This window comes from Caproiciproducens galactitolivorans, assembly GCF_029266045.1.
Lineage (GTDB): Bacteria > Bacillota > Clostridia > Oscillospirales > Acutalibacteraceae > Caproiciproducens > Caproiciproducens galactitolivorans.
In genome coordinates, this window is record NZ_JAJUFJ010000016.1 from 1 (window position 1) to 22409 (window position 22409).

Here is a 22409-nt window from a genome sequence, read left to right on the forward strand (position 1 = left end):
AAAATACAGGTACGTGAAAATGTCGGCCGCCGACAGGCTCCCGCCCGGGTGTCCTGACTTTGCGTGGTACACACCTTCAACCACGCCACGCCTTACTTTACAGGCCAGTATTCGCAGTTCCTTCTTTTCCATGTTGTTCATGAATTCTCCTCCTGTTTATTAATAGTTGGCCTTTTTATAAATTTCATAGACATCCTTGCCGTCAAGCTTTTTAAATCCGCCGATCGTGCGTTTTCCGTGGAACACGCAGCTATCCGCCAACTGACGAAGAACATCGTCGCTCTGCGCCCCGATACCCAGCTGCGTAAAACAGGTCGGCATTTGGAGCGAAGCAAAATAAGAAACCATTTGGGCAATCGCCGCCTTCACAGTTTCCTCGGTACCGCTCTTTCGGATTCCCCAAACCTTGTCCGCGAAACGCACGAAGCGCTCGGGTTTATCGCGCCAGCAATAGGCAGCCCAGGAGCCCCATACGGTCGAGAGGCTCGCGCCGTGCGCAACGTCAAAACGGGCGCTCAGCTCGTGGCCAAGCTGATGGGGCGCGAAATCCGTTACGGCGCCGAGCCCGGTCAGCCCGTTGTGCGAAAGGCTTCCGCACCACATCAGTTCACTCATCGCGTCGTAATCGTGTGGATTTTCATGTGCGATTCTTCCATTCTTTATGACAACCCGCAGAAGGGATTCGGCGATTTCATCCGTAATCTCATTTCCCTCTGTCGGTGTAAAATAGCGATCAAGCGTATGCATCATGATGTCGACGATGCCGCAGGAAACCTGAAAAGGAGGAAGCGAATAGGTCAGTTCCGGATTCATAATGGCAAACCGGGGGCGGTTGAACGGGGTGTTCAGCCCCCTTTTTACGCCCAGCTCCATATTCGTCAGCACAGCCGAATCGCTGGTTTCGCTTCCGGCTGCGGAAATAGTCAGCACCGCGCCGACGGGCATGGATTTCGTAAGCTCCTTTTCACGCGTCCAGAAAAGCCATAAATCCGTATCCGGGTTCGCCACGCCGTGCGCGACCGCTTTCGCCGTATCAATCACGCTTCCGCCGCCGACGCCAAGGAAAAAGTCCGCACCGAAAGCAATCGCTTTGGCAACCGCATCGCGCGCAAAGGACACGCGGGGGTTCGGCTGGACTCCTCCAACCGTCAGAAAAGGCAGGCCCGCCTTTTTGAGGGTCTGTTCCACTTTTGCGATCAAGCCGCTCCTCACCGCGCTTCCGCCGCCGTAAAGAACCATAACGCGTGTGCCGCCGTGCTTTTTAATTTCATCCGCTACCTGAAGCTCGGAATCTTTTCCGAAGATGACTTCCGTAGGGGAATAAAATGTAAAATTCTTCATCTGCAAGACCCCTTCGTTAATCGCTGATATCATTTTACACCATTTTTGAAATGTGTCAAATGTTTGAATCCCCACACCAGTTTATTTAAAAAATATTATGCGCAACTCAGCAGTTCCGGATTCGCATGAAGCAAAAAGCAGGAGTTATGACACTAAAAAGAGAAAAATTCCAATAATAACAGCCGTCCGATAAATTTGCGTTTAAAGGACGGCCGTACACACTTTAATGGAGCCAGATAATGGATAATACCGCAATCAGAATCCCGAGAGCCATGCCGGCGATCACTTCCGTGGGCGTATGCCCCAGCGATTCATTCAGCCCCGTAAGCATATGTTCAAAATATTCGTCACCTTCCGGCAGCTCGTACCGGTGCTTTTTCAGATAAGCCTGTATGGAATTAATCGCTTTCGCTTGCTCACCGGCCGCGTGCCGGACGCCCATGGCGTCGTACATAACAATCACAGCCAGCGTAAAGGCAAAGGAAAAGTAAGGAGATGAAAGGCCGTATTCGTGGGCGGTTCCAACCGCTACGGAACAAACGAGTGCGGAGTGCGCACTTGGCATCCCCCCCGCGCCGGAAAGTGTTTTGAAATCGATCCGCTTGTTGCGGAAAATAAAAATCAAGGATTTAATTGCCTGCGCGGCAATCCATGAAACAACGCCAATCGTAATCAAGTAATTAAAAGTAAGAATTTTATAGATCATCGAACCCCATCTTTCCCTTTATATGCCGGGCGGCGAATTGACATTTAAAAGTGTAATTCATTATACCATTTCCAATGTTATAAAGCAAAATGATTTTCCGGTTTTTTAATATTTTATGACAAAAAAGAGCATATCGGCAAATGATATGCTCTTCGGCTTATTGCTCTTCACTATAGTCCGCCGGTTTAATGCCCCTGTGCGGAACAGGCGTGGAAAAAACGATCTGCGTCTGCGTATGCCCAAATTGCTGCAACTGCCCCACAAAGGTGTCCAATTCCACCGTGCTGGGGAATGCAACCTTGATCAGCATGGAATAATTCCCCGTGATGCAGTTGCATTCAATCACATTGGGACATTTCTGGATAAACGGATAAAATACTACTTTTTCACTTGGGGCAACTTCAAGGTTAATAAAGGCCATGATATGGTACCCCAGCTTAACATAATCGACGGAAGCGGTGTAACCCGTAATGATTTTCAGCTTTTCCAGCCGTTCCAGCCGTGCCGAAACCGCCGGGGCGGACAAAAACACCTCCTGCGCCAGTCTTTTAATGGATATTCTCGCATTGGACTGCAGCAGTTCTATCAATTTCCTGTCGATTTTATCTAGCATTCTCTATATCCCCCGCAACGGGAACAGCCGGCTCTCCTTTCAGCCGGCTGAACCTAGCTTATTTAAAATGTTCCGGACGGCTGCCACTTTCCTTTCGTCCGTTCGGAATATGGCATACTCGCTCATAACCGGAAGTCCCATGCTCACACCCTGTTTCCGGTATGTCATGGCGCTGTCGAGCGTCGCCTTCCCCGACATATGGAAGGACCGCGCACCGGTTTCTTTAGCGAGCACTTCGACATTTTCCGCGCCGACGCCGCCACCGATTAAAATATCGATTTTCCCGTCCGCTTCCTTTACAAGGCTTGCAAGCAGTTCCCGTCCTTCGTAACTCGAATTCTTCTGTCCAGAGGTTAGTATGGTCCGCACGCCGAGCTTTTCGGCAGCACGAAGCATCTGGAACGGGTCGCGGCAAACGTCAAATGCGCGGTGGAGCGTAACCGGCCTGTCCCCGGCCGCGTCCATCAAAATGCCCATCCGCTCCAAATCCAGATTGCCGTCTGGCTGAAGGACGCCGATCACGATGCCGTCCGCTTCGTTTTCGCGGAACATTTCAACATCTTTTTGAACAATGTTAAATTCCTCATCCGTGTAACAAAAGTCGCCGAAGCGCGGCCGTATCAAAACATTGACCGGAATGGAAACCTTTTTCTTTACCGCCAAAAACAAATGAATATCCGGCGTGGTTCCCCCGATGATCAAATTTCCGCACAATTCCAGCCGGTCGGCCCCGCCCGCCTGCGCGGCGACCGCGGATTCTACTGAATCCACACAACATTCCAGTAAATAATTTTTCACAGTTACATACATCCCTTTTTATCCGTTGCCTATGCGGCAGAATTCCTACCGGCATCATTTTGCCTCCCGCCAAAGGCAGGAGGCAGTTTCCATTTTCCGTATGTAAGCTATTTTAACCCTCAATCCTGAAATCGTCAACCCCGGATATTGGGCCGGGTCATTGCCATGGGATTCAGAATATTATCCAGCATCTGCTTGGGCAGAAGGCCTTTCTCTAAAACGATGTCCTCCACATTTTTGCCGGTTTTCAGCGCAAGCTTGGCAATTTCGGCGGATTTCCGGTAACCGATGTAAGGGCACAGGGCGGTCGCAATCCCGACGCTTTGCCCGAGAAGCTGCCTGCAACGCTTTTCGTTTGCGGTAATGCCGGACACGCAGTTGTCCACAAAGGTTCTTACACCGTTTTCCAGTGTGGTCAAGGATTCAAATAAATTGTAAAACAGCACCGGCTCAAACGCGTTCAGCTCCATCTGCCCGGCTTCCGCAGCCATAGTGATCGCCATATCGTTGCCAATAATATTAAACGCAATCTGCGACACAACCTCGGGAATGACAGGGTTTACCTTGCCCGGCATAATGGAAGAACCATTCTGCTTCGCCGGCAGGCTGATTTCCGCAATGCCTGCTTTCGGCCCACTGGAAAGCAGGCGCAAATCGTTCGCCATTTTGGAAAGATCCACCGCACAAGTTTTCAGCGCGTTGGAAACAGCCACAAAGCCGTCCAGATTCTGCGTGGCATCGATCAAATCGTCCGCCTGCCGGATTTCGATCCCGCTGAGCTTACGAAGGTTTTCAACAATGTGTTCCAGATAGGAGGGACTGACATTGATCGCCGTTCCGACAGCGGTTCCGCCCATATTCACGGCGCGGATTTCCCCCTCGGCTTTTTCCAGGCGCCGGATGTCGCGGTCGACAACGGATGCGTAAGCGTGGAACGACTGGCCAAGCCGGATGGGGACGGCATCCTGAAGCTGGGTGCGCCCCATTTTCACGATGCCGTTGAATTCGACTCCCTTTTTCTTTAACACGTCGCTCAGCCGTTTCAACTGGGCGATGACCTTCGGCATCAGCATCAGCGCCGTCAGCTTTCCGGCGGTCGGGAATACGTCGTTGGTCGACTGGGACATATTCACATGGTCATTCGGATGCACGACCGTGTAATCACCCTTTTTCCCGCCCAGAATCTCGATAGCCCGGTTCGCAATAACTTCGTTTGCGTTCATATTTGCCGAAGTCCCTGCGCCACCCTGAATCGGGTCAACGATGAACTGGTCGTGCCATTTGCCCGCAAGGATTTCATTGCAGACCTTTACTATGGCGTCCGCTTTTGTCCGGTCGAGCAAGTTCGCTTCACAGTTGGTAATCGCGGCCGCTTTTTTAATCTCGGCCAAACTATTTATAAAACAATCGTTCATCCGTAAGCCGGTGATGGGGAAATTCTGTTTTGCCCTTAACGTCTGAACCCCATAATAGGCTTCCTCCGGTACTTCCAAGCTGCCAATCGAATCGCTTTCGATTCTTGTTTTCATTTTTTTGCCTCCTCCAATACATTCCGAAACACAACATAACTTTTGCTATTAGAGGATAGCACCGGAGAATCCACACGTAAATACATACCGGCAAAATGAAAATTAAATATGGAAACAGAACCTGAAAGTTAACAAAAATAAGTTTTTCTGCAATATACTTTCTTTTTCAACTTGTTTTCCTGCCCGTTTTTCCGGCGGGATTTACTTATCCTGGTACTCCTGCTCGCAGTAAATGCAGCGGTAGCGCTGTGTTCCGTCCTGCGTAAGGCGGAATACATGATCGATCTCCTCTTCAATGCTGGTAATGCAACGGGGGTTTTTGCATTTAATCACATTGGTCAGGGTTTGGGGAAGAACCAACTTCTTCTTTTCAATAATCTTCCCGTTATCAATAATATTAACGGTAATATTGTGGTCGATGAACCCAAGCACGTCGAGGTCGACGTCGGTGGTTCCTTCGATTTTAATAATATCCTTTTTTCCGAGCTTATTGCTCTTGGCATTTTTAATGACCGCAACGCAGCAATCCATTTCGGACAGCTTCAGCAAATCATAAATTTTCATACTGCTTCCCGCGCGGATATGGTCCAGTACAATTCCTTTTTCCAAGCTGTCGATATTAAGCATGTTCTACCTCCAAAAGCGTCATCATTAGTGCCATTCTAACGTACACTCCGTTTTGAACCTGATCAAAATAGGCGGCGCGCGGGTCGTCGTCCACTTCCAGCGCAATTTCGTTTACGCGCGGCAGCGGATGCAAAATCGCCATATCCGGCTTTGCATTCTTCATTTTCGCCATTGTCAGAATATAGCTGTCTTTTAAGCGGATATAGTCTTCCTCATTAAAGAAGCGCTCCCGCTGAACCCTTGTCATATAAAGGATATCGAGCTGCGAAATCACGTCCTCGATATTTTCGACTTCCTCATAAGGAATATTCTTTTCTTTGAGGACATTGTCGATTATGTAGTCCGGCACCCGCAGTTCCTCCGGGGAAATCAGCACAAAGCGGACGCCCTCGTACCTTGATAAAGCCTTAATTAAAGAATGAACCGTCCGGCCAAATTTCAAATCGCCGCACAGTCCAATGGTTAAATGATCCAGCCTGTGCTTTTTCGCACGGATGGTCATTAAATCTGTTAATGTCTGGGTCGGATGCTGATGCCCGCCGTCGCCGGCGTTAATAACCGGAATTTTGGAATACCGGGAAGCCCTTAACGGGGCGCCCTCTTTCGGATGACGGATTGCGCAAATGTCGGCATAACAGGAAACGGCCCGAATCGTATCGGCAACGCTCTCCCCTTTCGCAGCGGAACTGCTGTTTGCAGAAGAAAAGCCTAATACACTGCCTCCCATGTTCAGCATTGCGGATTCAAAGCTTAACCGGGTGCGTGTACTAGGCTCGTAAAATAAGGTTGCTAATTTTTTCCCCGAACAGACTTGCGAATACTTTTTTGGATTTTTTGAAATATCATCGGCTAAATCCAATAGCATGTCAATTTCCTGCACGGATAGGTCGAGTGGATCGATCAGATGTCTCATTTTTACCTCCATCATCTTCAAATTGCGTCCGGATGCCCGAAAAGAAGCACACCCTGAAAAATTCAAAGTGTGCTGCTCAGTCATGAACCGGAATGGTTTTTGTTTTATAGTATACGCTAGCGCGCCGCCGATGTCCATTGTAAGAACTTATAAAATATGCCTCCAACTCACCGACAACACTTGTTTAGAATAACGGAGGTCGGGGAAAACACGATTATACCGTCTGATCCCTCCGTTCGCCCTGTCAAAGCGCTTTGACAACCGGGAAGGTAACCGCACAGGGCCGGGCAGCTTGTTTTGGCTGTCCGGCCCTGTCGGATTGAGTGTATGATTATCTGTGTCCCCGAAAGCGGGCATGCGTAATTACAGGTTTTCCCGGCAAAAATCGCCGATTGCTTTTATATCCTGCTCCTCATTCTTTCCGGACACCGCAATTTCAATGGTGTCCCCTTCCTTTACGCTCAAAGCCATAATCGAAAAAAGCTTTTTTGCATTCGCACTCTTTCCGCCACAGGTAATAATAATTTCCGAATCAAGCTCCTGTGCGCATTTCGCCAAAAGCCCTGCCGGCCTTGCATGCAGGCCGTCGGTAGCGGTGATGGTATATTGTATTGTTTTCATCTTTGTTTTCCCCTTTGCGTTGCTGTTTTACTTTAATTTTTATTTTTCATATTGGACAACAACGGTTTCTCCCGCTTTTGCGTCCCCTGTCTGCAGGGACAGATTTTTCAGGTCTGTAAGGTTGGTCACGATACAGGGAGAGGCTGTACTGTAGCCCTGTTCTTTAATGAATTCCAGATCCATGTTCATCAGCTTTTGTCCAGCCTGGACATGATCCCCCTGCTTTATATGGCAGCAAAATCCCTTTCCCTTCAACTCAACGGTATTGATGCCTAAATGAATGAGCACTTCCGCCCCGTCGTCGCCCTCAATACAAAGGGCGTGGTAAGAATGCGCAATGTTGACCACCTTACCGGCTACCGGCGCGACCACTTCCCCGTTTTCCGGAAGAATCGTCACACCGTCCCCCAGAACCTTCCCGGAAAAGACGCTGTCGGGCGTTTCCGAAACAGGAACCGCCTTGCCGGTTAGTGGGGCTAAAATTTCGAACTTCTTTTTCTTTCTTGTAAATAATCCCATAGGAACCTCCAGTGATATATTCTGCACAAACCCGTTGATTGAAACGGAAAAGTCGGCGGGCGTGCTTCCGACCGGAGCCAGAAGCATTCCCCCGCCGCTGTGATTTTTAACTTATTCGACTAGGCGCTGCTTTACGCAAGGAATTTTTTCATTGCGTTAACCAGCATTTCCGCCTTTGTACCAACGATAACCTGCGTTACCTGATTTCCTGCTTTCAGCAGGCCCGAAGCGCCAAGGGACTTGAATGCCGTTTCATCCAGTTCCTTGTTGCTTTGCAGAACCAGGCGGATTCTCGTAATGCAGGAATCAATCTCCTTAATATTCTCCGCACCGCCGAGCGCCTCTATGTATTGCTTCGCCAAATTATCAAAGCCCTGGTCCTCCACAAGCTTTGCAAAGTTAGCCGTTTCGTTGTCGTCCTCGCGGCCGGGTGTTTTCAGGTTGAACTTCTTGATAAAGAACACGAACAGGAAGAAATAAATAACCGCAAACACAAGACCGACCGGAATAATCATCCACCCGTTGCGCGCTATGTTCCAGTTGAGCAGGTAGTCTGTCAAACCGGCCGAGAAAGCAAAGCTGTCGTGAATGCCCAGCGCACTGCAGACAACGAGGGATACGCCCATTAACACCGCATGGATCAAGTACAGAACCGGAGCAAGGAACATAAACATAAATTCAATCGGCTCGGTAATACCCGTTAAGAAAGCCGTAAGGGCAACGGAGAAAAGGGCGCCGCCAACAGCGGTTTTGTTTTCTTTCTTCGCGCATACGTACATTGCCAGAGCCGCCGCGGGCAGAGCGAACATCATAATCGGGAAGAAACCGGCTGTAAAATGACCGCCAGTTGGGTCGCCGGCAAGGAAACGGTTGATATCGCCATGAACGACTGTTCCGTCCGGTTTTGTAAAATCGCCAAACTGGAACCAAATCGGCGTATTAATTACGTGATGCAGCCCCAACGGGATGAGCAGGCGGTTAAGGAAACCGTAGATGAATTCACCCGGGCCTTTGCTTGTAAGCATCCAGTTTGCCGCCGCGTCAAGCCCCTTCTGAACAGTCGGCCAGATCACGCCTAAAACAGCCCCCACGGCAAGGGAGGCGCCGCCGGAAACGATCGGGACAAATCTTCTGCCGCCGAAAAATCCGAGCCAATCCGGAAGCTTCGTATCCCTGAACCGGTTATAGAGCAAACCGGCAATAATACCGGCGATAATCCCGCCGAAAACCGCCATGTTGATTTTGGTCAGATCCTTTGGTAGTCCGCCCTCCGGCAAGAAGATGGTATGTACCTGTAAAGCATAGTTTACCGCCTGGCTGGATTCGGTAAGAATATAATAGCAGATTGCGCCGGCTAAGCCCGCCGCGCCGTGGTTGTCTTTTGCAAGGCCTACAGCAATGCCGATCGCAAACAGCATGGGCAGATTGTCGAACAGGACTCCGCCCGAGTTTTGAATAAACGGGATGTTGAGCAAATCCGGCTGCCCAAAACGTAAAAGAAGACCAGCAACAGGAAGTACCGCGATTGGTAACATCAATGATTTACCAAGCTTTTGAAATGCCGCTAAAACCTTTTGCATTGTTTTTCCCCCTAATAATAAATATTTTGAATCGAGCTCCCTCGATTAGGTTACGAGTTGCTTAAGCTTTTCAATATCCGTCGCTATGAAAGCAACCGCATCGCCGCAAAGACGGATATCCATCTCCTTTTCGATCACCTCTGCAACCTTTGAAGCCATCGCATACGAATCGGTCATGCTGAGCTTTACCTGCTGGCTTATCTTCATGGTGATCGGTTTTTGATTGGCGGTTAAGGTAACAAGGCAGTGCACGGAAAGCAGAAAACTTTTGGCGGGCGCGTGTGCCTTATCCAGTTTTTTCCCGAGCATGGCGCCGACCATATCCAGAATTTCACTATACACCCTTGTATTTTTTATGGTTGTGCGTATGTGTTTGTTTCTGCGGGCGGAACAAAGATGCAGCGCAATAAAACCCGTTTCCCCGTCGCCGATTTCAATGCCGATGCGTTCCTTTATGATTTCCGCGGCGATCTGTGCTATTTCATACTCTTTACTGTAAAGAATAGAAATTTCCCCAATGAAGGGATTGTCAATCGGCAACCCCATTTGCAGACATTCGATCGCAAACGTAATATGATCGAGTAAAGCGCCAAAGAGTTTTTCGTTTTGAATCCCTAGTTTTTTGCGTGCAATTTCAACAATCTCGCGGGTTATCTGTTCTACCTTCGCTTCTTCCAAACTGAGCTGCCTGAGCTTACTTTCGCTCCCGCTGCTGTCCAGGATGTAAAACATTTTCTGTTGCGCTGTATTTTCATCCACAGTATCTCCCGGCCTTTTTCCAAAACCGATGCCTTTGCTCATCAGAACGATCTGGCTGCCATCCGGCTTTTTAGCAAGAACCGCATTGTTGTTCAATGCCTTAATCACTTTCAAGCCCATTTCGGGAGCCCCCACATCTTTCAATTTTTCATAGCATTCCCCATCTTGACGATTCAGCTTCAACCCCCCCTCAAAGCATAAAAAGGCATAAGCAGTCAGCCCCCTACAAAAAGGAGATCTGAAAGCTTATGCCTGATCGAATCAGTTACATACTTCAATTTTCTCTTATTATAATTAGTTCCTATGCAATTGTCAATATGTTATGAAAATTTTTCTTTCTATAGTTATTTTTATGGAAATTAATTCTCCTTTAGTCATGAGAGATCTTGCAAAACAGCTTAACCGGCGTATCCCGGCGCAAGCGCTTATTCAATGGCCTTGCCGGGATTCCAGCTCGCACAACTCCAGGTAGGAACGGATATAACCGTCCGCTTCCCGCTGAATGGTTTCCTTTTCATATTCCGAATACGGATCGTAAACCCCGCAGGTACAAAATCCACCTGCTTTCGCTCCCAGGATTCCCAGGGAGATATCCTCAAACACCATGCAGTCGCCCGGCTTCAGGCCAACCCGCTGTGCCGCAAGCAGGTAGACATCCGGAAAGCCCTTTCCGCGCGCAACCTCGCTTAAGTCGGCAAAGGCGTCAAACAATTCCAGCACACCGTTATTTTGGAGCGCCGGGCGGTATAGCTCCTCTGCCTGCGCGGTTGCAACCGCCAGCTTTACGCCCTTGCTTTTCAAATGGCGAAGGTACGTTTCGGCGTACGGCTTCAGCCGGATTTCCGACCGGTAGGCTTCCTTCGAAAGCTCTATCCACTCCGCAATCACTTCTTCCGCTGTTTCGGGCAGCGAAAAACGGGAAATGGTATAATCCGCCGCGTCGCCGTAGCTCATAGGTGTAACCTTCTCTATATAATCCTCCGGAAGCACAATTCCTCTTTTTGAAAGGAACCGCTCGTCAATCTTCGCCCAGATTCCCATGGAATCCAACAGGGTTCCGTCAAGATCAAAAATCGCACCTTTAAAATTTTTCATTCGCTTTTCCCCTTAAATATTTCCAATAGCTCGCGGGCGGCATTGCGGATATCGGGCCGGGCGATAATTGCAGAAACGACCGCAAGCCCGTCGACGCCGATGTTGCGGAAAGCGGGGGCGGTTTCCCGGTTAATCCCTCCGATGACGACGATGGGCAGGCTTACCGCTCTCCGGATTTTCAAAAGCTCGTCCATGGAAACGATCGCCGCATCCGTTTTCGTGCCTGTAGCGTACATGGCGCCAACGCTGAGGTAATCCGCGCCGTCCTTTTCCGCCTGAACCGCTTCTTCCAAAGTGGAGGCGGAAACCCCGATAATCTTATCCTCCCCCAGGATCCGCCGCAGGATCTTGCAGGGCAGGTCGCTCTGCCCCACGTGCACACCGTCGGCGCCGACAGCAAGCGCGATGTCCGGACGGTCGTTGATAATCAGGGGGGTATTGTACCGGTCGGTCACTGCTTTTACCGAACAGGCGGTTTCGCAAAAGGCGCGTGAGGAGCAATCCTTTTCCCGAAGCTGAATCAGCGTGCAGCCGCCGAGAATTGCCTGCTCCACCGCCTCCTCCACGGTGGGGGTGGACATCAGCCCCCGGTCGGTGCAAAGGTACAGCGAATAATCGATTTTACGCTTCATCCAGCTTCAACCTCGCTTCCATTACGGCGAAATCCAACTGGCTAAGCTCGTCGAGAATCGCAATATGAAAACTGCCTGTGCCAACTTGTCCCGCTTTCTTATAGGCGATTTCCCCCGCGATTCCCATGGAGGCAACGCCAGCAGCAGCCGCAACGAACGCATCCCTGTTTGCGCCCGCGTAAGCACCAACCAGCGCGGTCGTCATGCAGCCCGTTCCGGTTACTTTGCTGAGCATCGGGTGACCGTTATGAATTTTCACAACCCGTTTACCGTCGGAAATCACATCCACCGCACCGGTAATTGCAACGGTACAACCAAGCTTTTCAGCGACCAAGCCTGCTACGGAAACCGCGTCACGGCGTCCGTCCGCGGCGGAAGCGTCTACGCCCTTGGTGGTCGCGTCCAGCCCAGCAACAAAGGAAACTTCCGAAATATTGCCGCGCAGGACTGCGATTTTTACCAGTTCAAGAATCTCCTTCACGGTGTCGTTACGCAGTCTGGAAGCACCCGCGCCGACCGGGTCGAACACGACCGGGACGCCGCATTCGTTGGCCCTTTTCCCTGCCGCGATCATGGAATCGATCGTGTGCCGGTTCAGCGTGCCGATGTTCAGTACGAGGGCGGAGGAAATCGCGGTAATATCGCCAGATTCCGCCGGGTCATCCGCCATGATCGGCGACGCGCCGATGGCAAGCAGGGCGTTCGCACAGTCGTTTACGGTAACGTAGTTCGTAATGTTATGTACCAGCGGAGCGGCTTCCCGCAAGCGGGCAATTGCCTGTGAAATTTCTTTTGTAATCGTGTTCATTTTTTCAATCTCCTTTCTTTTTCGGAGCAGAATTCGACCTTTTTGCCCTCCAGAATCCAATTGGTCGTGCGTACGGCGCACATCTTGCCACACATGGAGCAGGTGTGCCGGTCGGCCGGAGGGGTGCTTTCGAAGTACTGCTTCGCTTTTTCGCCGTCAATCGCAATTTGGAACATTTCTTCCCAGTCCATTTTGTGGCGGGCATGCGCCATTTGATCGTCCAAGTCGCGCGCGTAGGGAATGTCCTTTGCAATATCCGCGGCGTGCGCGGCTATTTTGCTGGCGACGATCCCCTCCTTTACATCGTCCAAATCGGGCAGGCGCAGATGCTCCGCAGGCGTAACGTAGCAGAGGAAGTCCGCCCCGCTTGCCGCTGCGATCGCGCCCCCGATGGCAGCGGTGATGTGGTCGTAGCCCGGCGCGATATCGGTTACCAGCGGGCCAAGCACATAGAACGGGGCGTTGTGGCAGATGCGCTTTTGCAGCTTCACATTTGCCGCGATTTCATCCATGGCCATGTGGCCGGGGCCTTCCACCAAAACCTGCACATCCTTTTCCCATGCGCGCCGCGTGAGGTTCCCGATTTCGATCAGCTCGCCGATCTGCCCTGCGTCGGAGCTGTCGTTCAGGCAGCCGGGGCGCAGCGCGTCGCCTAAGCTGATGGTCACGTCGTGCTCGCGCAGGATTTCGAGCACCTCGTCGTAGTATTCAAAGAACGGGTTTTCGTTTCCCGTCATTTCCATCCATGCAAACAAAAGGGAGCCGCCACGGGAAACGATGTTCATTTTTCGCCCTTCCCTATGGAACGCTTCCAGCGCGCGGCGGTTAATCCCCGCATGGATCGTCATAAAGTCAACGCCTTCTTCAGCGTGCGCTTTTACAACCCTTAAAAAGTCCTCTGCAGAAATTTCGAGCAGATCCTTGTCCAGGTAGCCGATCGCGTCGTACATGGGAACCGTTCCGATCATCGCCGGGGATTTCGCGATCAGTTCGCGGCGGAAGGTGTTGGTTTTGCCGTAATTGCTCAAATCCATGATTGCTTCCGCGCCAAAACGCAAGGCCATTTCCACCTTTTGCATTTCCACGTCGTAGTTTTTGCAGTCACCCGAAATTCCAAGGTTCACGTTGATTTTTGTTTTCAGCCCCGTACCGATCCCTTCCGCGGAAAGCGCGGTGTGGTGGATGTTCGCCGGAATCGCTACCTGGCCGCACGCGACCAGCGCACGCAGCTTTTCCGGCTCAACACCTTCCTTTTTCGCTACGGTTTCCATCTCTTTTGTAACAATGCCCTTCTTGGCCGCTTCCATCTGTGTTTTATAATTCGGCATGGCAGAGTCCTCCTTCCTGATAAAGGGTATAAAAATGATTGGTCGGGCCGTTCCCTTTTCCAATGGGCAGGGCATGCCGGATAGCGGTTGTCACATACTCCTTTGCCGCTTTTACGGCTTCAACCGTCCCCATCCCGTTTGCTAGATTCGCCGCGATAGCGGACGACAGCGTGCAGCCCGTTCCGTGGGTATTTTTTGTTGGAATCCGTCGCGTAATAAACGTATGAAAGTCCCCGCCGTCGTACAGAATATCCACCGCGTCGCCCGAAAGATGCCCGCCTTTGATAAGCACGTTCCATGGACCCATTTCCGACAGGAGCACCGCGGCCCGCTTCATTTCTTCTTCGGTTTCGATTTTCCTGCCCGTCAGGGCTTCGGCTTCCGGAATATTGGGCGTAATGAGGAACGCCCGGGGAAGCATTTCCTTCTTTAACGTTTCCAGCGCTTCCGGCTGCATCAGCGCGCACCCGCCCTTTGCCACCATCACCGGGTCAAGCACCACGCCGCGCGGGCGGTACTGCAATAACTTGCCCGCCACCGTTTTCATCTGCTCTTTGTTCGACAGCATTCCGATTTTCACGCCGTCGACCGGTATGTCCTCGAAAACGGCGTCGATCTGGTCGGCAATGATCCCCGGCGCAACGTCTTCAACGGAGATCACCCGGCAGGTATTTTCCGCGACAACGGAAATAATGACGCTCATCCCATACACGCCGTGCGCGGCGAAGGTTTTTAAGTCCGCCTGGATACCCGCTCCGCCGCTGCAGTCCGAGCCTGCAATGGTCAATACATTTTTGATAGCAATTCCTCCTTCAAATAAAGCAGCACACGGAAAGGCGGAGTCGGCGCCCCCACTTGTACGGTTCACCCCGAAAATCAAAAGCGGGTTTGCAGGGAGATGTTCCGCCCCGAAGGGCCAAAGGCTAGACGGAATACCCACCGCAAAGACGGTTGTTTGTAAGCGGGACAACCGCATTTATCTTTCAAGGAAATAAAAAATGCCCGCCGTCATGGCGAGCATTCATCCATCTCAATTTCTCAATTCAAGCTCCCTACGACAGTATTAACTGACAGGTTCAAAGGGTCAGGTTCTACCTTCTCAACTCCGAAGAGTCCCCCCGTGTTCTTATTCAATTTTATTGATATCATATCCCTTTTCTGCGGTTCTGTCAATTCACTCCCGTCAATTTTTCTTTCGAATACCGGAAAAGGCGGCGCACCGTTTCGATACGCCGCCTTTCAAAGCATATTGATCAGCCTTTCACGCTGCCAAGGGTAACCCCGCCGACAATAAAGCGGGCCATGCACAGATAAACCAGAATGATTGGGATAATTGCAATTGTAATGAGCATGTATACCTGCCCCATATCGAATTTCAGGAAATCGGCGCTGCGAAGCTGTGCAATGAGAATCGGAAGCGTCTTTTTATTCTTGCTGTCAAGCAGCAGGGCGGGCAGGAAGTAATTGTTCCACGCAAAGACAAAAGTAAAAATCGCCTGAACTGCAATCGCCGGCTTCATCATCGGCAGAACCACGGTGTTAAACGTCCTGAATTCACTGGAACCGTCGATGCGCGCCGCTTCCACAATCTCCAGCGGGAGCGCGCTGATCAGGTACTGCTTCATAAAAAAGACAACGGTTGGCGAAGCGGCGGCGGGCACAATCAGCGGGATGAAAGAATCCTTCAGCCCCATGGCCGCCATCTGGCGGATGAAACCAAGCGAATAAACCTGCGTCGGCACCATCATGATCAGCATGATGAAGGAAAACGCCAATTTTTTCCCGTGAAATTCATACGCGTGCAGCCCAAACGCCGTCATTGCGGAAAAATAGGTTGCAAACAAAGCATTTAGGAAAGAAATCAGAAGGCTGTTCCGGATGCCATAAAGCACCGGCAAATTCTCGTTATGAAGCACATTGTGCAGATTGATAAAAAAGGAATTCCCCGGAAACACGCTGAACCCTTTCTGAATGTCCGGATGGGCGCGCGTAGCATTGATAAGCAGAATAAAAAACGGGATAAGGCAAAGCAATGTAAGAAAAATCAAAACAAAATAAACCTGTATGCGTTTCCCGTTTCCCCGCCGGCGCGCATAAGTCTTTTCTGCGGTATTCGTCATATTAAGCCTGCCCCCTTTCCATGCGTCCGGTCAGGCTTCGATAAACCAAGGCGCTGAGCGCAGCGCAAAGGAAGAAGAGGATAACGGAAACGGCGCCGCCCAAACCGTAATTTTTGCTGAACAAATGCTTATTCAGGTACATGACGAGCGTCATGCTGGAACGGCTCGGATTCCCGTTGCCGTTCGTCAGAATCTGCGGTACGTCGAACATCTGAAGGCCGCCTATCATCGAGGTAATGAACACATAGGTAAGAATCGGCTTAATCAGCGGCAGCGTAATTTTAAAGAAGATTTGACTGGAGGTTGCGCCGTCAATTTCAGCCGCCTCAAAAAGTCCCGGATCCACCCCAAGCATCGCCGCCATCAGCAGAATGGTCGTATTTCCGAACCACATCAAAAAGTTCATCAGGGCTATAAGTCCCCGCGTGCTACCAATATTTGCAAGAAAGCGGTACGGATTTTCCATCCCCATGCTCATTAAAATGCTGTTCACCGGGCCGGAATCGGAAAACATAGCGTAAAACAGCATGGAAAAGGCTGTCGCCATAATCAGATTCGGAAGGTAAATAACGGTTTTGAAAAATCCCTGCCCCTTTATCCGCAGGCTCGCATTCGTGAACCACGCCGCAAGCAGAAGTGAAAAAACAACCTGCGGAATAAAGCACATCAGCCAGAGAATGACGGTATTTCCCATATATTTCGGCATATCGCCGTTGAGAAAGATTGTTTTGTAGTTTTCAAGCCCCACAAATTTAGGGCCGATATGTAAAAGCCCTACCATGTAATTTTCAAAGAAGCTGTTGTAAAACGTGGAAAGAAGTGGTACAAGGGAAAAAACAGCAAATACAAGGAAAAACGGCGCGATAAAAAAGTATCCCCATTTCGCGTAGCTTACCGACTTTCTTTTTTTCACACCGTGCGAAAGTCCGGGCATTTCGATCACCTCAGAGTACATACTCATTCAAACAGCAGGGCGGACGAACCGCCCCGCCGCATTCCGACACACTCGAATATGGATTTTACGAAGGCCTTTTCAAATTCGGATACTTTTCAATTGCCGCCGTATAGAAATTTTCGAGCGCTTTTTCCTTTGATGTATTTCCGTCAAAATAATCCTTGAAGGCCTTCTGGAATTCTTCGTTCAGACCCTGGTCATATTTCGAGATATTGTCCATTTTAATCTTCGGAGCCGTCTTTGCGAACAGCTTAATGTGGTTCTGGCCGCCGAGGAATGCGGATTTGTAATTGCTGTTCGCAAGCTCATTCATTGCGGCCTGGTTGTTTGTGTAATCTTCCGTATCCTGCGTAATTTTCTTCATGGTCTCTTTGTCACAGGTCAACGTTTTCATCACGTCGCGCACCAGGTCTATATTGTCGGTGCCCTTCGCCGCGCAGATCCATGAGCCGCCCCAATAGTAGTTTTGCGGGCCTTCGCAGACCGCGTAATCGCCGTAAGCCCCGTTGCCGACTTCCTCTTTGCCGCCGTCGGCAACCGATTTCGCAAGCGAATTTCCAAGCAGGGTAAAGTTAATGCCCCATGTGGAATAGAAGAAGCCGAACACCTTTCCGTTCGGGCCCTGGTCGGCGGCCCAGCCGTCGTCCCATAGGGAGGTTTTGTTGTTGTATCCCAATGACGTGTATTCCTTCGTCTGGTCAACCCACTTCATCAGGTTTTTGTCAACGACAATCGTGTCGTTTTTGTCTACCCACGGCGCCGATACATTATTCGAGAAGGCGCGGTAAGCGTCATCGTATCCGGAAAGCATTTTGTAGCCCTTCTGGTGCATCTTTACGGCAACGGAATTAAACTTATCCCAGTTGGAGATGGCCTCCTGCACTTTTTCGGGGTCGTCCGTGCCCAAGACGTTTTTGGCGATGGAACGGCGGTAGGCGAACAACCCCGGCGTTGCCTGCCAGCTAACGCCTTTCTGCCTGCCCTTGCTGTCCGTTACGATTTGCTTGGTATATTCATACTGTTCTTTCAAATCCTCGTCGGTCAGTCCGACGTCCTTCTTTACGTCCAGCGTATAATCCGAGTCAACATATTTCAAAGCATAGTCTGCTTCCACAAGGAAAATATCAATCTTCTTTTCCGCAGATTCCTGATTAAGCAGATCCTGGTCGAGCTTGTTCTGATACGCGTTGTTTTCGTTCGGGGTGATCACCCAGTCCACAGTAATGTCCTTCGGAAGCTTCGACGCGTAATAATCCTTGAAACGGCTTTGGAACTCTTCGTTCCAGCAGTAAATGCGCAGAACCTTGTCGGATGAACCGGAAGCCGCTTCCGTCCCGCTAGCGGGCGAAGCGGGCTGAGACGAGGAAACCGTTTTCCCACCGCCGCAGCCGGTGAAGGTTCCCACAGCCAGCGCGGCTGCCACCGTAAACGCCAGTACCCTTTTCAGTTTTATGCTTCTTTTCATGACTTGATACTCCTCCTTTAAATGAAAGATAGTCGGGTGCAACAGGGCGACGGCCTACAGTTGCCTTACCGACCGCCCTTCCAGGAGTTTTCCGGGAATAATGATGCGTTCCGGCAAGGTCGTCCTTGGCCGTTCAATTTGATTGACAAGCTGCTCCGCGGCCGCCCGGCCGAGGGCAGAGGTGTCCTGTTTTAGTGTGGTGAGCCGGGGGGAAAGAATCTGGGAAAGCCAAATTCCGTCATAGCCCACCACGGAGATATCGTCGGGGATGGATAGCCCCGCTTCCAGAATCACGTTCATTCCGCCGATATAGGAAAAGTCATCCGGGAACATAATGCACGTGGGCCTACGGGGCAGCGCCAGCAGCTCCGCCGTACAGCGTGCGGTTGCCGCCGCGTCGTGGTACCTTGCTTCCTTCACGTAACTGTCCGGCACCTCGATTCCCAGCTCGCTGCAGGTTTTGTAAAAGCTGGTCAGCCGGTTTTCGGTAACCGCCGTATTTTCTCCATGGATGAAAGCAATGCGCCGGTGCCCCTTTTTGTAAAGATAAGTGACCAGATCGCGCACGCCGCGGATATTATCGGATATGATCGCTGTGCGGTTATTAAAGATATGGTCGATGGTTACGATGGGAAGCTTGGAGTTTACCAGCTCGATGACCTGCGGATCGTTAAAATCCACGGAAGCCACAACAACGCCGTCCATCCGGCGGTAAAGGCAGTGCTCCAGATAACTGGTCGCTTTCCCGCCGATATTGCGGTTGATAAACGTGATATCGTAACCGCGCTTTTCAGATTCCACCTTGAAGCTCTCCAGCACGGTTGAAAAATATTCGTGTGTCAGCCCGCGCTGTGTTTCGTCCACAAACAGCACGCCGATATTGTAGGAACGGTTTGTCTTCAGGGAACGCGCCGCCGAGTTGGGCGTATAGCCCATTTCAGCCGCTGCTTTCCGCACCCGCTCCCGGGTGGATTCACCGATATCGCGGTGGCCGTTCAATGCCTTGCTAACAGTAGCAACCGATACGCCACAGCGTTCAGCTACTTCTTTAATGGATACCATGCTTGTTCCTTCTCCCCAATTATGTATATATTATTGTTTTCAGAGCATTTATTTTATTTATTATACCATAGCGGCAGTTTGTTTAGGGGAGAACGGGATAAAAAGCCCTTCACTTAATCGTTTTCGTGATTTTGAGTATAATGCACATCTGGTCATTTTGCAAGTATTTTTTCTTATTTATTGATATAGTATATGAATTTTGTATAGAATTCTAAAAATATTATTTCATTTTATTAATTATAATCAAGGAATCATTTGGTTTTCGCGATTATTTTCGTAGCACATGGGAATCTTTACAATGTGATAAATTGTCATTTGGACATTTTGCTGTATTTTTATGTATTCTTTTGACATTTCTATAATTTTGTTTGAAAAGTCCCCAATTTTACACTTGATTTTTCCCTCTGTTTCCAGTATTGTTAAACAAGGATTATTGCTCTCCCCATTACTTAATCGTTTTCGAAGAGTAATTCGCCCCCGGGCAAAAGGAGAGCCAATATGCAATATGGGTATTTTAACGACGATTTACGCGAATACGTTATCACCACGCCCCGCACGCCGCTGCCGTGGATAAACTATCTTGGCAACAGGGATTTCTTTTCCTTGATTTCGAATACCGCCGGCGGTTACAGTTTTTATAAGGACGCAAAGCTTCGGCGGCTGACCCGTTACCGCTACAACGCCTGTCCGCCTGACCAGAACGGCCGCTATTATTATATAAAAGACGGTTCCTGCATATGGAACCCCGGCTGGCAGCCGACGCAAACCGAACTGGACCGGTACACATGCCGCCACGGCCTGGGGTATACGGTCATCAGCGGCGAGAAAAACGGGGTAAGTGCGGAACTCACCTGCTTTGTGCCGCTGAACGACCCGTGCGAGGTAAACCGGCTGGTACTGGAAAACCGGTCTGCGGAAATTAAGGATCTGGACATTTTCAGCCTTGTGGAATTCTGCCTGTGGAACGCCGTGGACGACGCGACGAATTTCCAGCGCAATTACAACACCGGCGAGGTGGAAGTGGACGGAAGCGCCATCTACCATATAACGGAATACCGGGAACGGCGCAACCACTACGCGGTTTTTGCCGTTAATACGGCGATTGAAGGATTCGACACCAGCCGCGACGCTTTCTGCGGGCCGTACCGTGGTTTTTCCTCACCAGAAACTGTTTGCAACGGCTGCTCCAAAAACAGCATCGCCCACGGATGGGCGCCTGTCGGGAGCCACCATATCCGGCTGCATTTACAACCCGGCGAAAAACGCAGCCTGCTGTTTGTGCTGGCCTATATTGAGAACCCGTTGGAGGAAAAATGGGAAGCCCCGGGCGTCATTGCGAAAATACGCGCAAAAGAGCTGCTTGCCCGCTACCGCGAAGACCAGCAGGCGGAATTCGCCTTTGCCGAGCTGCACAATTACTGGAGCGGGCTTCTGAACCGCTTTTCCGTTTGCACAGGGGATGAAAAGCTCGACCGCATGGTCAACGTCTGGAACCAGTACCAATGCATGGTCACCTTCAACCTGAGCCGGAGCGCCAGCTATTTTGAAAGCGGCACGGGACGCGGCATGGGTTTCCGGGATTCCTGCCAGGATCTTCTGGGATTCGTGCATTTGGTTCCCAGCCGGGCGCGGCAACGGATTTTGGATATTGCGGCAACGCAGTTTGAGGACGGCAGCGCCTATCACCAGTACCAGCCTTTGACGAAAAAGGGCAATTCCGACATAGGAAGCGGCTTTAACGACGACCCGCTGTGGCTGATCGCCTGCGTTTCGGCCTATCTGCGCGAAACGGGGGACTTTTCGATTCTCCAGGAAAACGTTCCGTTCCAGAACGACGAAAAGAAAGTCCGCCCCCTTCTGGAACACCTTCGGAGAAGCTTTGATTTTACGGTCAGCCGAAAAGGCCCCCACGGGCTTCCGCTGATTGGGCGGGCGGACTGGAACGACTGCCTGAACCTGAACTGCTTTTCCACCGAACCGGGCGAAAGCTTCCAAACCTGTTCGAATATGGAGAGCAGGAAAGCGGAAAGCGTCTTTATCGCCGGAATGTTTGTGAAATACGGCGGAGAATACGCCGACCTCTGCGACTGGCTGGGCGATACGGCGGAGGCCGCGCGCGCACGGGCGGAAATCGAGAAGGTCCGCACCGCCACGGAAACATCCGGCTGGGACGGCGAATGGTTTCTGCGCGCATACGACGCGTTCGGGAAGCCGGTCGGCAGCCGAACCTGCGAGGAGGGGCAGATTTACATCGAACCGCAGGGAATGTGCGTAATGGCGGGGATCGGCGTTGAAAACGGCCTAGCCGATAAGGCGCTCAACAGCGTGATGGAACGGCTGGAAACGCCGTACGGCGTCATGCTGCTGCAACCCGCTTACACCTGCTATCATGCGGAGCTTGGGGAAATCACCAGCTATCCGCCGGGTTACAAGGAAAACGCCAGCATTTTTTGCCACAACAATCCGTGGATCTCCTGCGCGGAAGCTGTTCTGGGGCACGGAGAGCGCGCCTTCCATATCTATCGGCTTACCTGTCCCGCCTATGTGGAAGCATTCAGCGAAATCCACCGTACAGAGCCATATGTATACAGTCAAACCGTCGCGGGCAGCGACGCAAAGACCTTCGGAGAAGCGAAAAACAGCTGGCTGACCGGCTCAGCGGCATGGAACTTTGTGAACATCAGCCAGTACATACTTGGTATCCGGCCCGGTCTGGAAGGGTTGGAAATCGACCCCTGCATCCCCCGCTGGATGAAAGGGTTTACTGTTCATCGCGTATACCGGGGTGCAAATTACTATATTACGGTAGATAATACGGCGGGCGTGGAAAAAGGAGTGGCGGCAATGAAGGTGAACGGAAGACCCGTAGCCGGAAACCGGGTTCTACTGGAAAACGCCCGTTCCGAATATAACGTTGAAGTAATAATGGGGTGAACGC

General features: G+C 50.9%; 21 protein-coding genes, 1 pseudogene and 1 riboswitch. Of the genes and pseudogenes, 1 reads left to right on the forward strand and 21 read right to left on the reverse strand.

The features are described from left to right. The 21 genes and pseudogenes from P9B68_RS10740 to P9B68_RS10840 form a co-directional block, all read right to left on the reverse strand. Positions 1–141: pseudogene (locus tag P9B68_RS10740) on the reverse strand (transketolase); the annotation flags it as partial. Between the two features lie 18 nt (positions 142–159). Then, the gene (locus P9B68_RS10745) at positions 160–1341 is read right to left on the reverse strand and encodes an iron-containing alcohol dehydrogenase (RefSeq protein ID WP_277669022.1); all 1182 of its coding nucleotides are present in this window, start codon (positions 1339–1341) and stop codon (positions 160–162) included. A 223-nt stretch (positions 1342–1564) separates the two neighbouring features. Further along, positions 1565–2047, reverse strand: a complete 483-nt coding sequence (locus P9B68_RS10750) for a divergent PAP2 family protein (RefSeq protein WP_135660845.1) — start codon at positions 2045–2047, stop codon at positions 1565–1567. 157 nt (positions 2048–2204) lie between these two features. Beyond that, positions 2205–2660, reverse strand: coding sequence for an Lrp/AsnC family transcriptional regulator (locus tag P9B68_RS10755; protein ID WP_135660847.1), 456 nt, complete (start codon positions 2658–2660; stop codon positions 2205–2207). A 39-nt stretch (positions 2661–2699) separates the two neighbouring features. Continuing rightward, positions 2700–3458 (reverse strand): copper homeostasis protein CutC, encoded by a 759-nt coding sequence (locus P9B68_RS10760; protein WP_243113028.1) that lies wholly within the window; start codon positions 3456–3458, stop codon positions 2700–2702. Positions 3459–3592: 134 nt separating this feature from the next. Beyond that, a complete protein-coding gene (locus P9B68_RS10765) occupies positions 3593–4987 on the reverse strand; it encodes an aspartate ammonia-lyase (RefSeq protein ID WP_277669024.1) in 1395 nt (464 codons plus the stop codon). A gap of 201 nt (positions 4988–5188) precedes the next feature. Further along, positions 5189–5614 (reverse strand): aspartate carbamoyltransferase regulatory subunit, encoded by a 426-nt coding sequence (locus tag P9B68_RS10770; protein ID WP_135660853.1) that lies wholly within the window; start codon positions 5612–5614, stop codon positions 5189–5191. Further along, on the reverse strand, positions 5607–6527 hold the full coding sequence (gene pyrB / locus P9B68_RS10775; protein ID WP_135660854.1) for an aspartate carbamoyltransferase: 921 nt from the start codon (positions 6525–6527) through the stop codon (positions 5607–5609). Before pyrB ends, P9B68_RS10770 begins: the two co-directional genes overlap by 8 nt. A 363-nt stretch (positions 6528–6890) precedes the next feature. Further along, the gene (locus tag P9B68_RS10780; protein ID WP_135660857.1) at positions 6891–7148 is read right to left on the reverse strand and encodes an HPr family phosphocarrier protein; all 258 of its coding nucleotides are present in this window, start codon (positions 7146–7148) and stop codon (positions 6891–6893) included. Positions 7149–7187: 39 nt separating this feature from the next. Next, on the reverse strand, positions 7188–7667 hold the full coding sequence (locus P9B68_RS10785; protein ID WP_167875227.1) for a PTS sugar transporter subunit IIA: 480 nt from the start codon (positions 7665–7667) through the stop codon (positions 7188–7190). A gap of 131 nt (positions 7668–7798) precedes the next feature. Next, entirely contained in the window at positions 7799–9247 is a 1449-nt protein-coding gene (gene nagE, locus P9B68_RS10790) for an N-acetylglucosamine-specific PTS transporter subunit IIBC (RefSeq protein ID WP_135660861.1), read from the reverse strand. A 45-nt stretch (positions 9248–9292) separates the two neighbouring features. Beyond that, entirely contained in the window at positions 9293–10189 is an 897-nt protein-coding gene (locus tag P9B68_RS10795) for a PRD domain-containing protein (protein ID WP_135660863.1), read from the reverse strand. Positions 10190–10435: 246 nt separating this feature from the next. Continuing rightward, the gene (locus P9B68_RS10800) at positions 10436–11101 is read right to left on the reverse strand and encodes an HAD family hydrolase (protein ID WP_135660865.1); all 666 of its coding nucleotides are present in this window, start codon (positions 11099–11101) and stop codon (positions 10436–10438) included. Next, on the reverse strand, positions 11098–11733 hold the full coding sequence (gene thiE / locus P9B68_RS10805; RefSeq protein WP_277669025.1) for a thiamine phosphate synthase: 636 nt from the start codon (positions 11731–11733) through the stop codon (positions 11098–11100). The genes P9B68_RS10800 and thiE overlap by 4 nt, the downstream gene beginning before the upstream one ends. Then, positions 11723–12541 carry a hydroxyethylthiazole kinase gene (gene thiM, locus P9B68_RS10810; protein ID WP_135660869.1) on the reverse strand — a complete coding sequence of 273 codons (819 nt, stop codon included), beginning with the start codon at positions 12539–12541 and terminating at the stop codon, positions 11723–11725. Before thiM ends, thiE begins: the two co-directional genes overlap by 11 nt. After that, positions 12538–13869 (reverse strand): phosphomethylpyrimidine synthase ThiC, encoded by a 1332-nt coding sequence (gene thiC, locus P9B68_RS10815; RefSeq protein ID WP_277669026.1) that lies wholly within the window; start codon positions 13867–13869, stop codon positions 12538–12540. The genes thiM and thiC overlap by 4 nt, the downstream gene beginning before the upstream one ends. After that, a complete protein-coding gene (gene thiD / locus P9B68_RS10820; RefSeq protein WP_135660922.1) occupies positions 13856–14668 on the reverse strand; it encodes a bifunctional hydroxymethylpyrimidine kinase/phosphomethylpyrimidine kinase in 813 nt (270 codons plus the stop codon). The genes thiC and thiD overlap by 14 nt, the downstream gene beginning before the upstream one ends. A 233-nt stretch (positions 14669–14901) precedes the next feature. Next, positions 14902–14999, reverse strand: a riboswitch (TPP riboswitch). A 123-nt stretch (positions 15000–15122) separates the two neighbouring features. Further along, complete coding sequence (locus P9B68_RS10825) at positions 15123–15989, reverse strand: carbohydrate ABC transporter permease (protein ID WP_135660873.1); 867 nt, start codon at positions 15987–15989, stop codon at positions 15123–15125. A 1-nt stretch (position 15990) separates the two neighbouring features. Then, positions 15991–16923, reverse strand: a complete 933-nt coding sequence (locus P9B68_RS10830) for a carbohydrate ABC transporter permease (protein WP_135660875.1) — start codon at positions 16921–16923, stop codon at positions 15991–15993. An 85-nt stretch (positions 16924–17008) separates the two neighbouring features. Then, positions 17009–18409 (reverse strand): type 2 periplasmic-binding domain-containing protein, encoded by a 1401-nt coding sequence (locus P9B68_RS10835; protein WP_135660877.1) that lies wholly within the window; start codon positions 18407–18409, stop codon positions 17009–17011. Positions 18410–18463: 54 nt separating this feature from the next. Beyond that, on the reverse strand, positions 18464–19471 hold the full coding sequence (locus P9B68_RS10840) for a LacI family DNA-binding transcriptional regulator (RefSeq protein WP_277669027.1): 1008 nt from the start codon (positions 19469–19471) through the stop codon (positions 18464–18466). A gap of 498 nt (positions 19472–19969) precedes the next feature. Between P9B68_RS10840 and P9B68_RS10845 the strand changes: the two genes are divergently transcribed. After that, positions 19970–22405: a GH36-type glycosyl hydrolase domain-containing protein gene (locus tag P9B68_RS10845; protein WP_277669028.1), complete on the forward strand. Its 2436-nt coding sequence runs from the start codon at positions 19970–19972 to the stop codon at positions 22403–22405. The last annotated feature ends 4 nt before the right edge of the window (positions 22406–22409 follow it).

Bases quoted from the DNA above. Each gene is read 5' to 3' on its own strand.
- P9B68_RS10745 (WP_277669022.1), bottom strand. From the start codon at position 1,341: ATGAAGAATTTTACATTTTATTCCCCTACGGAAGTCATCTTCGGAAAA.
- P9B68_RS10750 (WP_135660845.1), bottom strand. From the start codon at position 2,047: ATGATCTATAAAATTCTTACTTTTAATTACTTGATTACGATTGGCGTT.
- P9B68_RS10755 (WP_135660847.1), bottom strand. From the start codon at position 2,660: ATGCTAGATAAAATCGACAGGAAATTGATAGAACTGCTGCAGTCCAAT.
- P9B68_RS10765 (WP_277669024.1), bottom strand. From the start codon at position 4,987: ATGAAAACAAGAATCGAAAGCGATTCGATTGGCAGCTTGGAAGTACCG.
- P9B68_RS10770 (WP_135660853.1), bottom strand. From the start codon at position 5,614: ATGCTTAATATCGACAGCTTGGAAAAAGGAATTGTACTGGACCATATC.
- pyrB (WP_135660854.1), bottom strand. From the start codon at position 6,527: ATGAGACATCTGATCGATCCACTCGACCTATCCGTGCAGGAAATTGAC.
- P9B68_RS10780 (WP_135660857.1), bottom strand. From the start codon at position 7,148: ATGAAAACAATACAATATACCATCACCGCTACCGACGGCCTGCATGCA.
- P9B68_RS10785 (WP_167875227.1), bottom strand. From the start codon at position 7,667: ATGGGATTATTTACAAGAAAGAAAAAGAAGTTCGAAATTTTAGCCCCA.
- nagE (WP_135660861.1), bottom strand. From the start codon at position 9,247: ATGCAAAAGGTTTTAGCGGCATTTCAAAAGCTTGGTAAATCATTGATG.
- P9B68_RS10800 (WP_135660865.1), bottom strand. From the start codon at position 11,101: ATGAAAAATTTTAAAGGTGCGATTTTTGATCTTGACGGAACCCTGTTG.
- thiE (WP_277669025.1), bottom strand. From the start codon at position 11,733: ATGAAGCGTAAAATCGATTATTCGCTGTACCTTTGCACCGACCGGGGG.
- thiM (WP_135660869.1), bottom strand. From the start codon at position 12,541: ATGAACACGATTACAAAAGAAATTTCACAGGCAATTGCCCGCTTGCGG.
- thiC (WP_277669026.1), bottom strand. From the start codon at position 13,869: ATGCCGAATTATAAAACACAGATGGAAGCGGCCAAGAAGGGCATTGTT.
- P9B68_RS10825 (WP_135660873.1), bottom strand. From the start codon at position 15,989: ATGACGAATACCGCAGAAAAGACTTATGCGCGCCGGCGGGGAAACGGG.
- P9B68_RS10830 (WP_135660875.1), bottom strand. From the start codon at position 16,923: ATGCCCGGACTTTCGCACGGTGTGAAAAAAAGAAAGTCGGTAAGCTAC.
- P9B68_RS10835 (WP_135660877.1), bottom strand. From the start codon at position 18,409: ATGAAAAGAAGCATAAAACTGAAAAGGGTACTGGCGTTTACGGTGGCA.
- P9B68_RS10840 (WP_277669027.1), bottom strand. From the start codon at position 19,471: ATGGTATCCATTAAAGAAGTAGCTGAACGCTGTGGCGTATCGGTTGCT.
- P9B68_RS10845 (WP_277669028.1), top strand. From the start codon at position 19,970: ATGCAATATGGGTATTTTAACGACGATTTACGCGAATACGTTATCACC.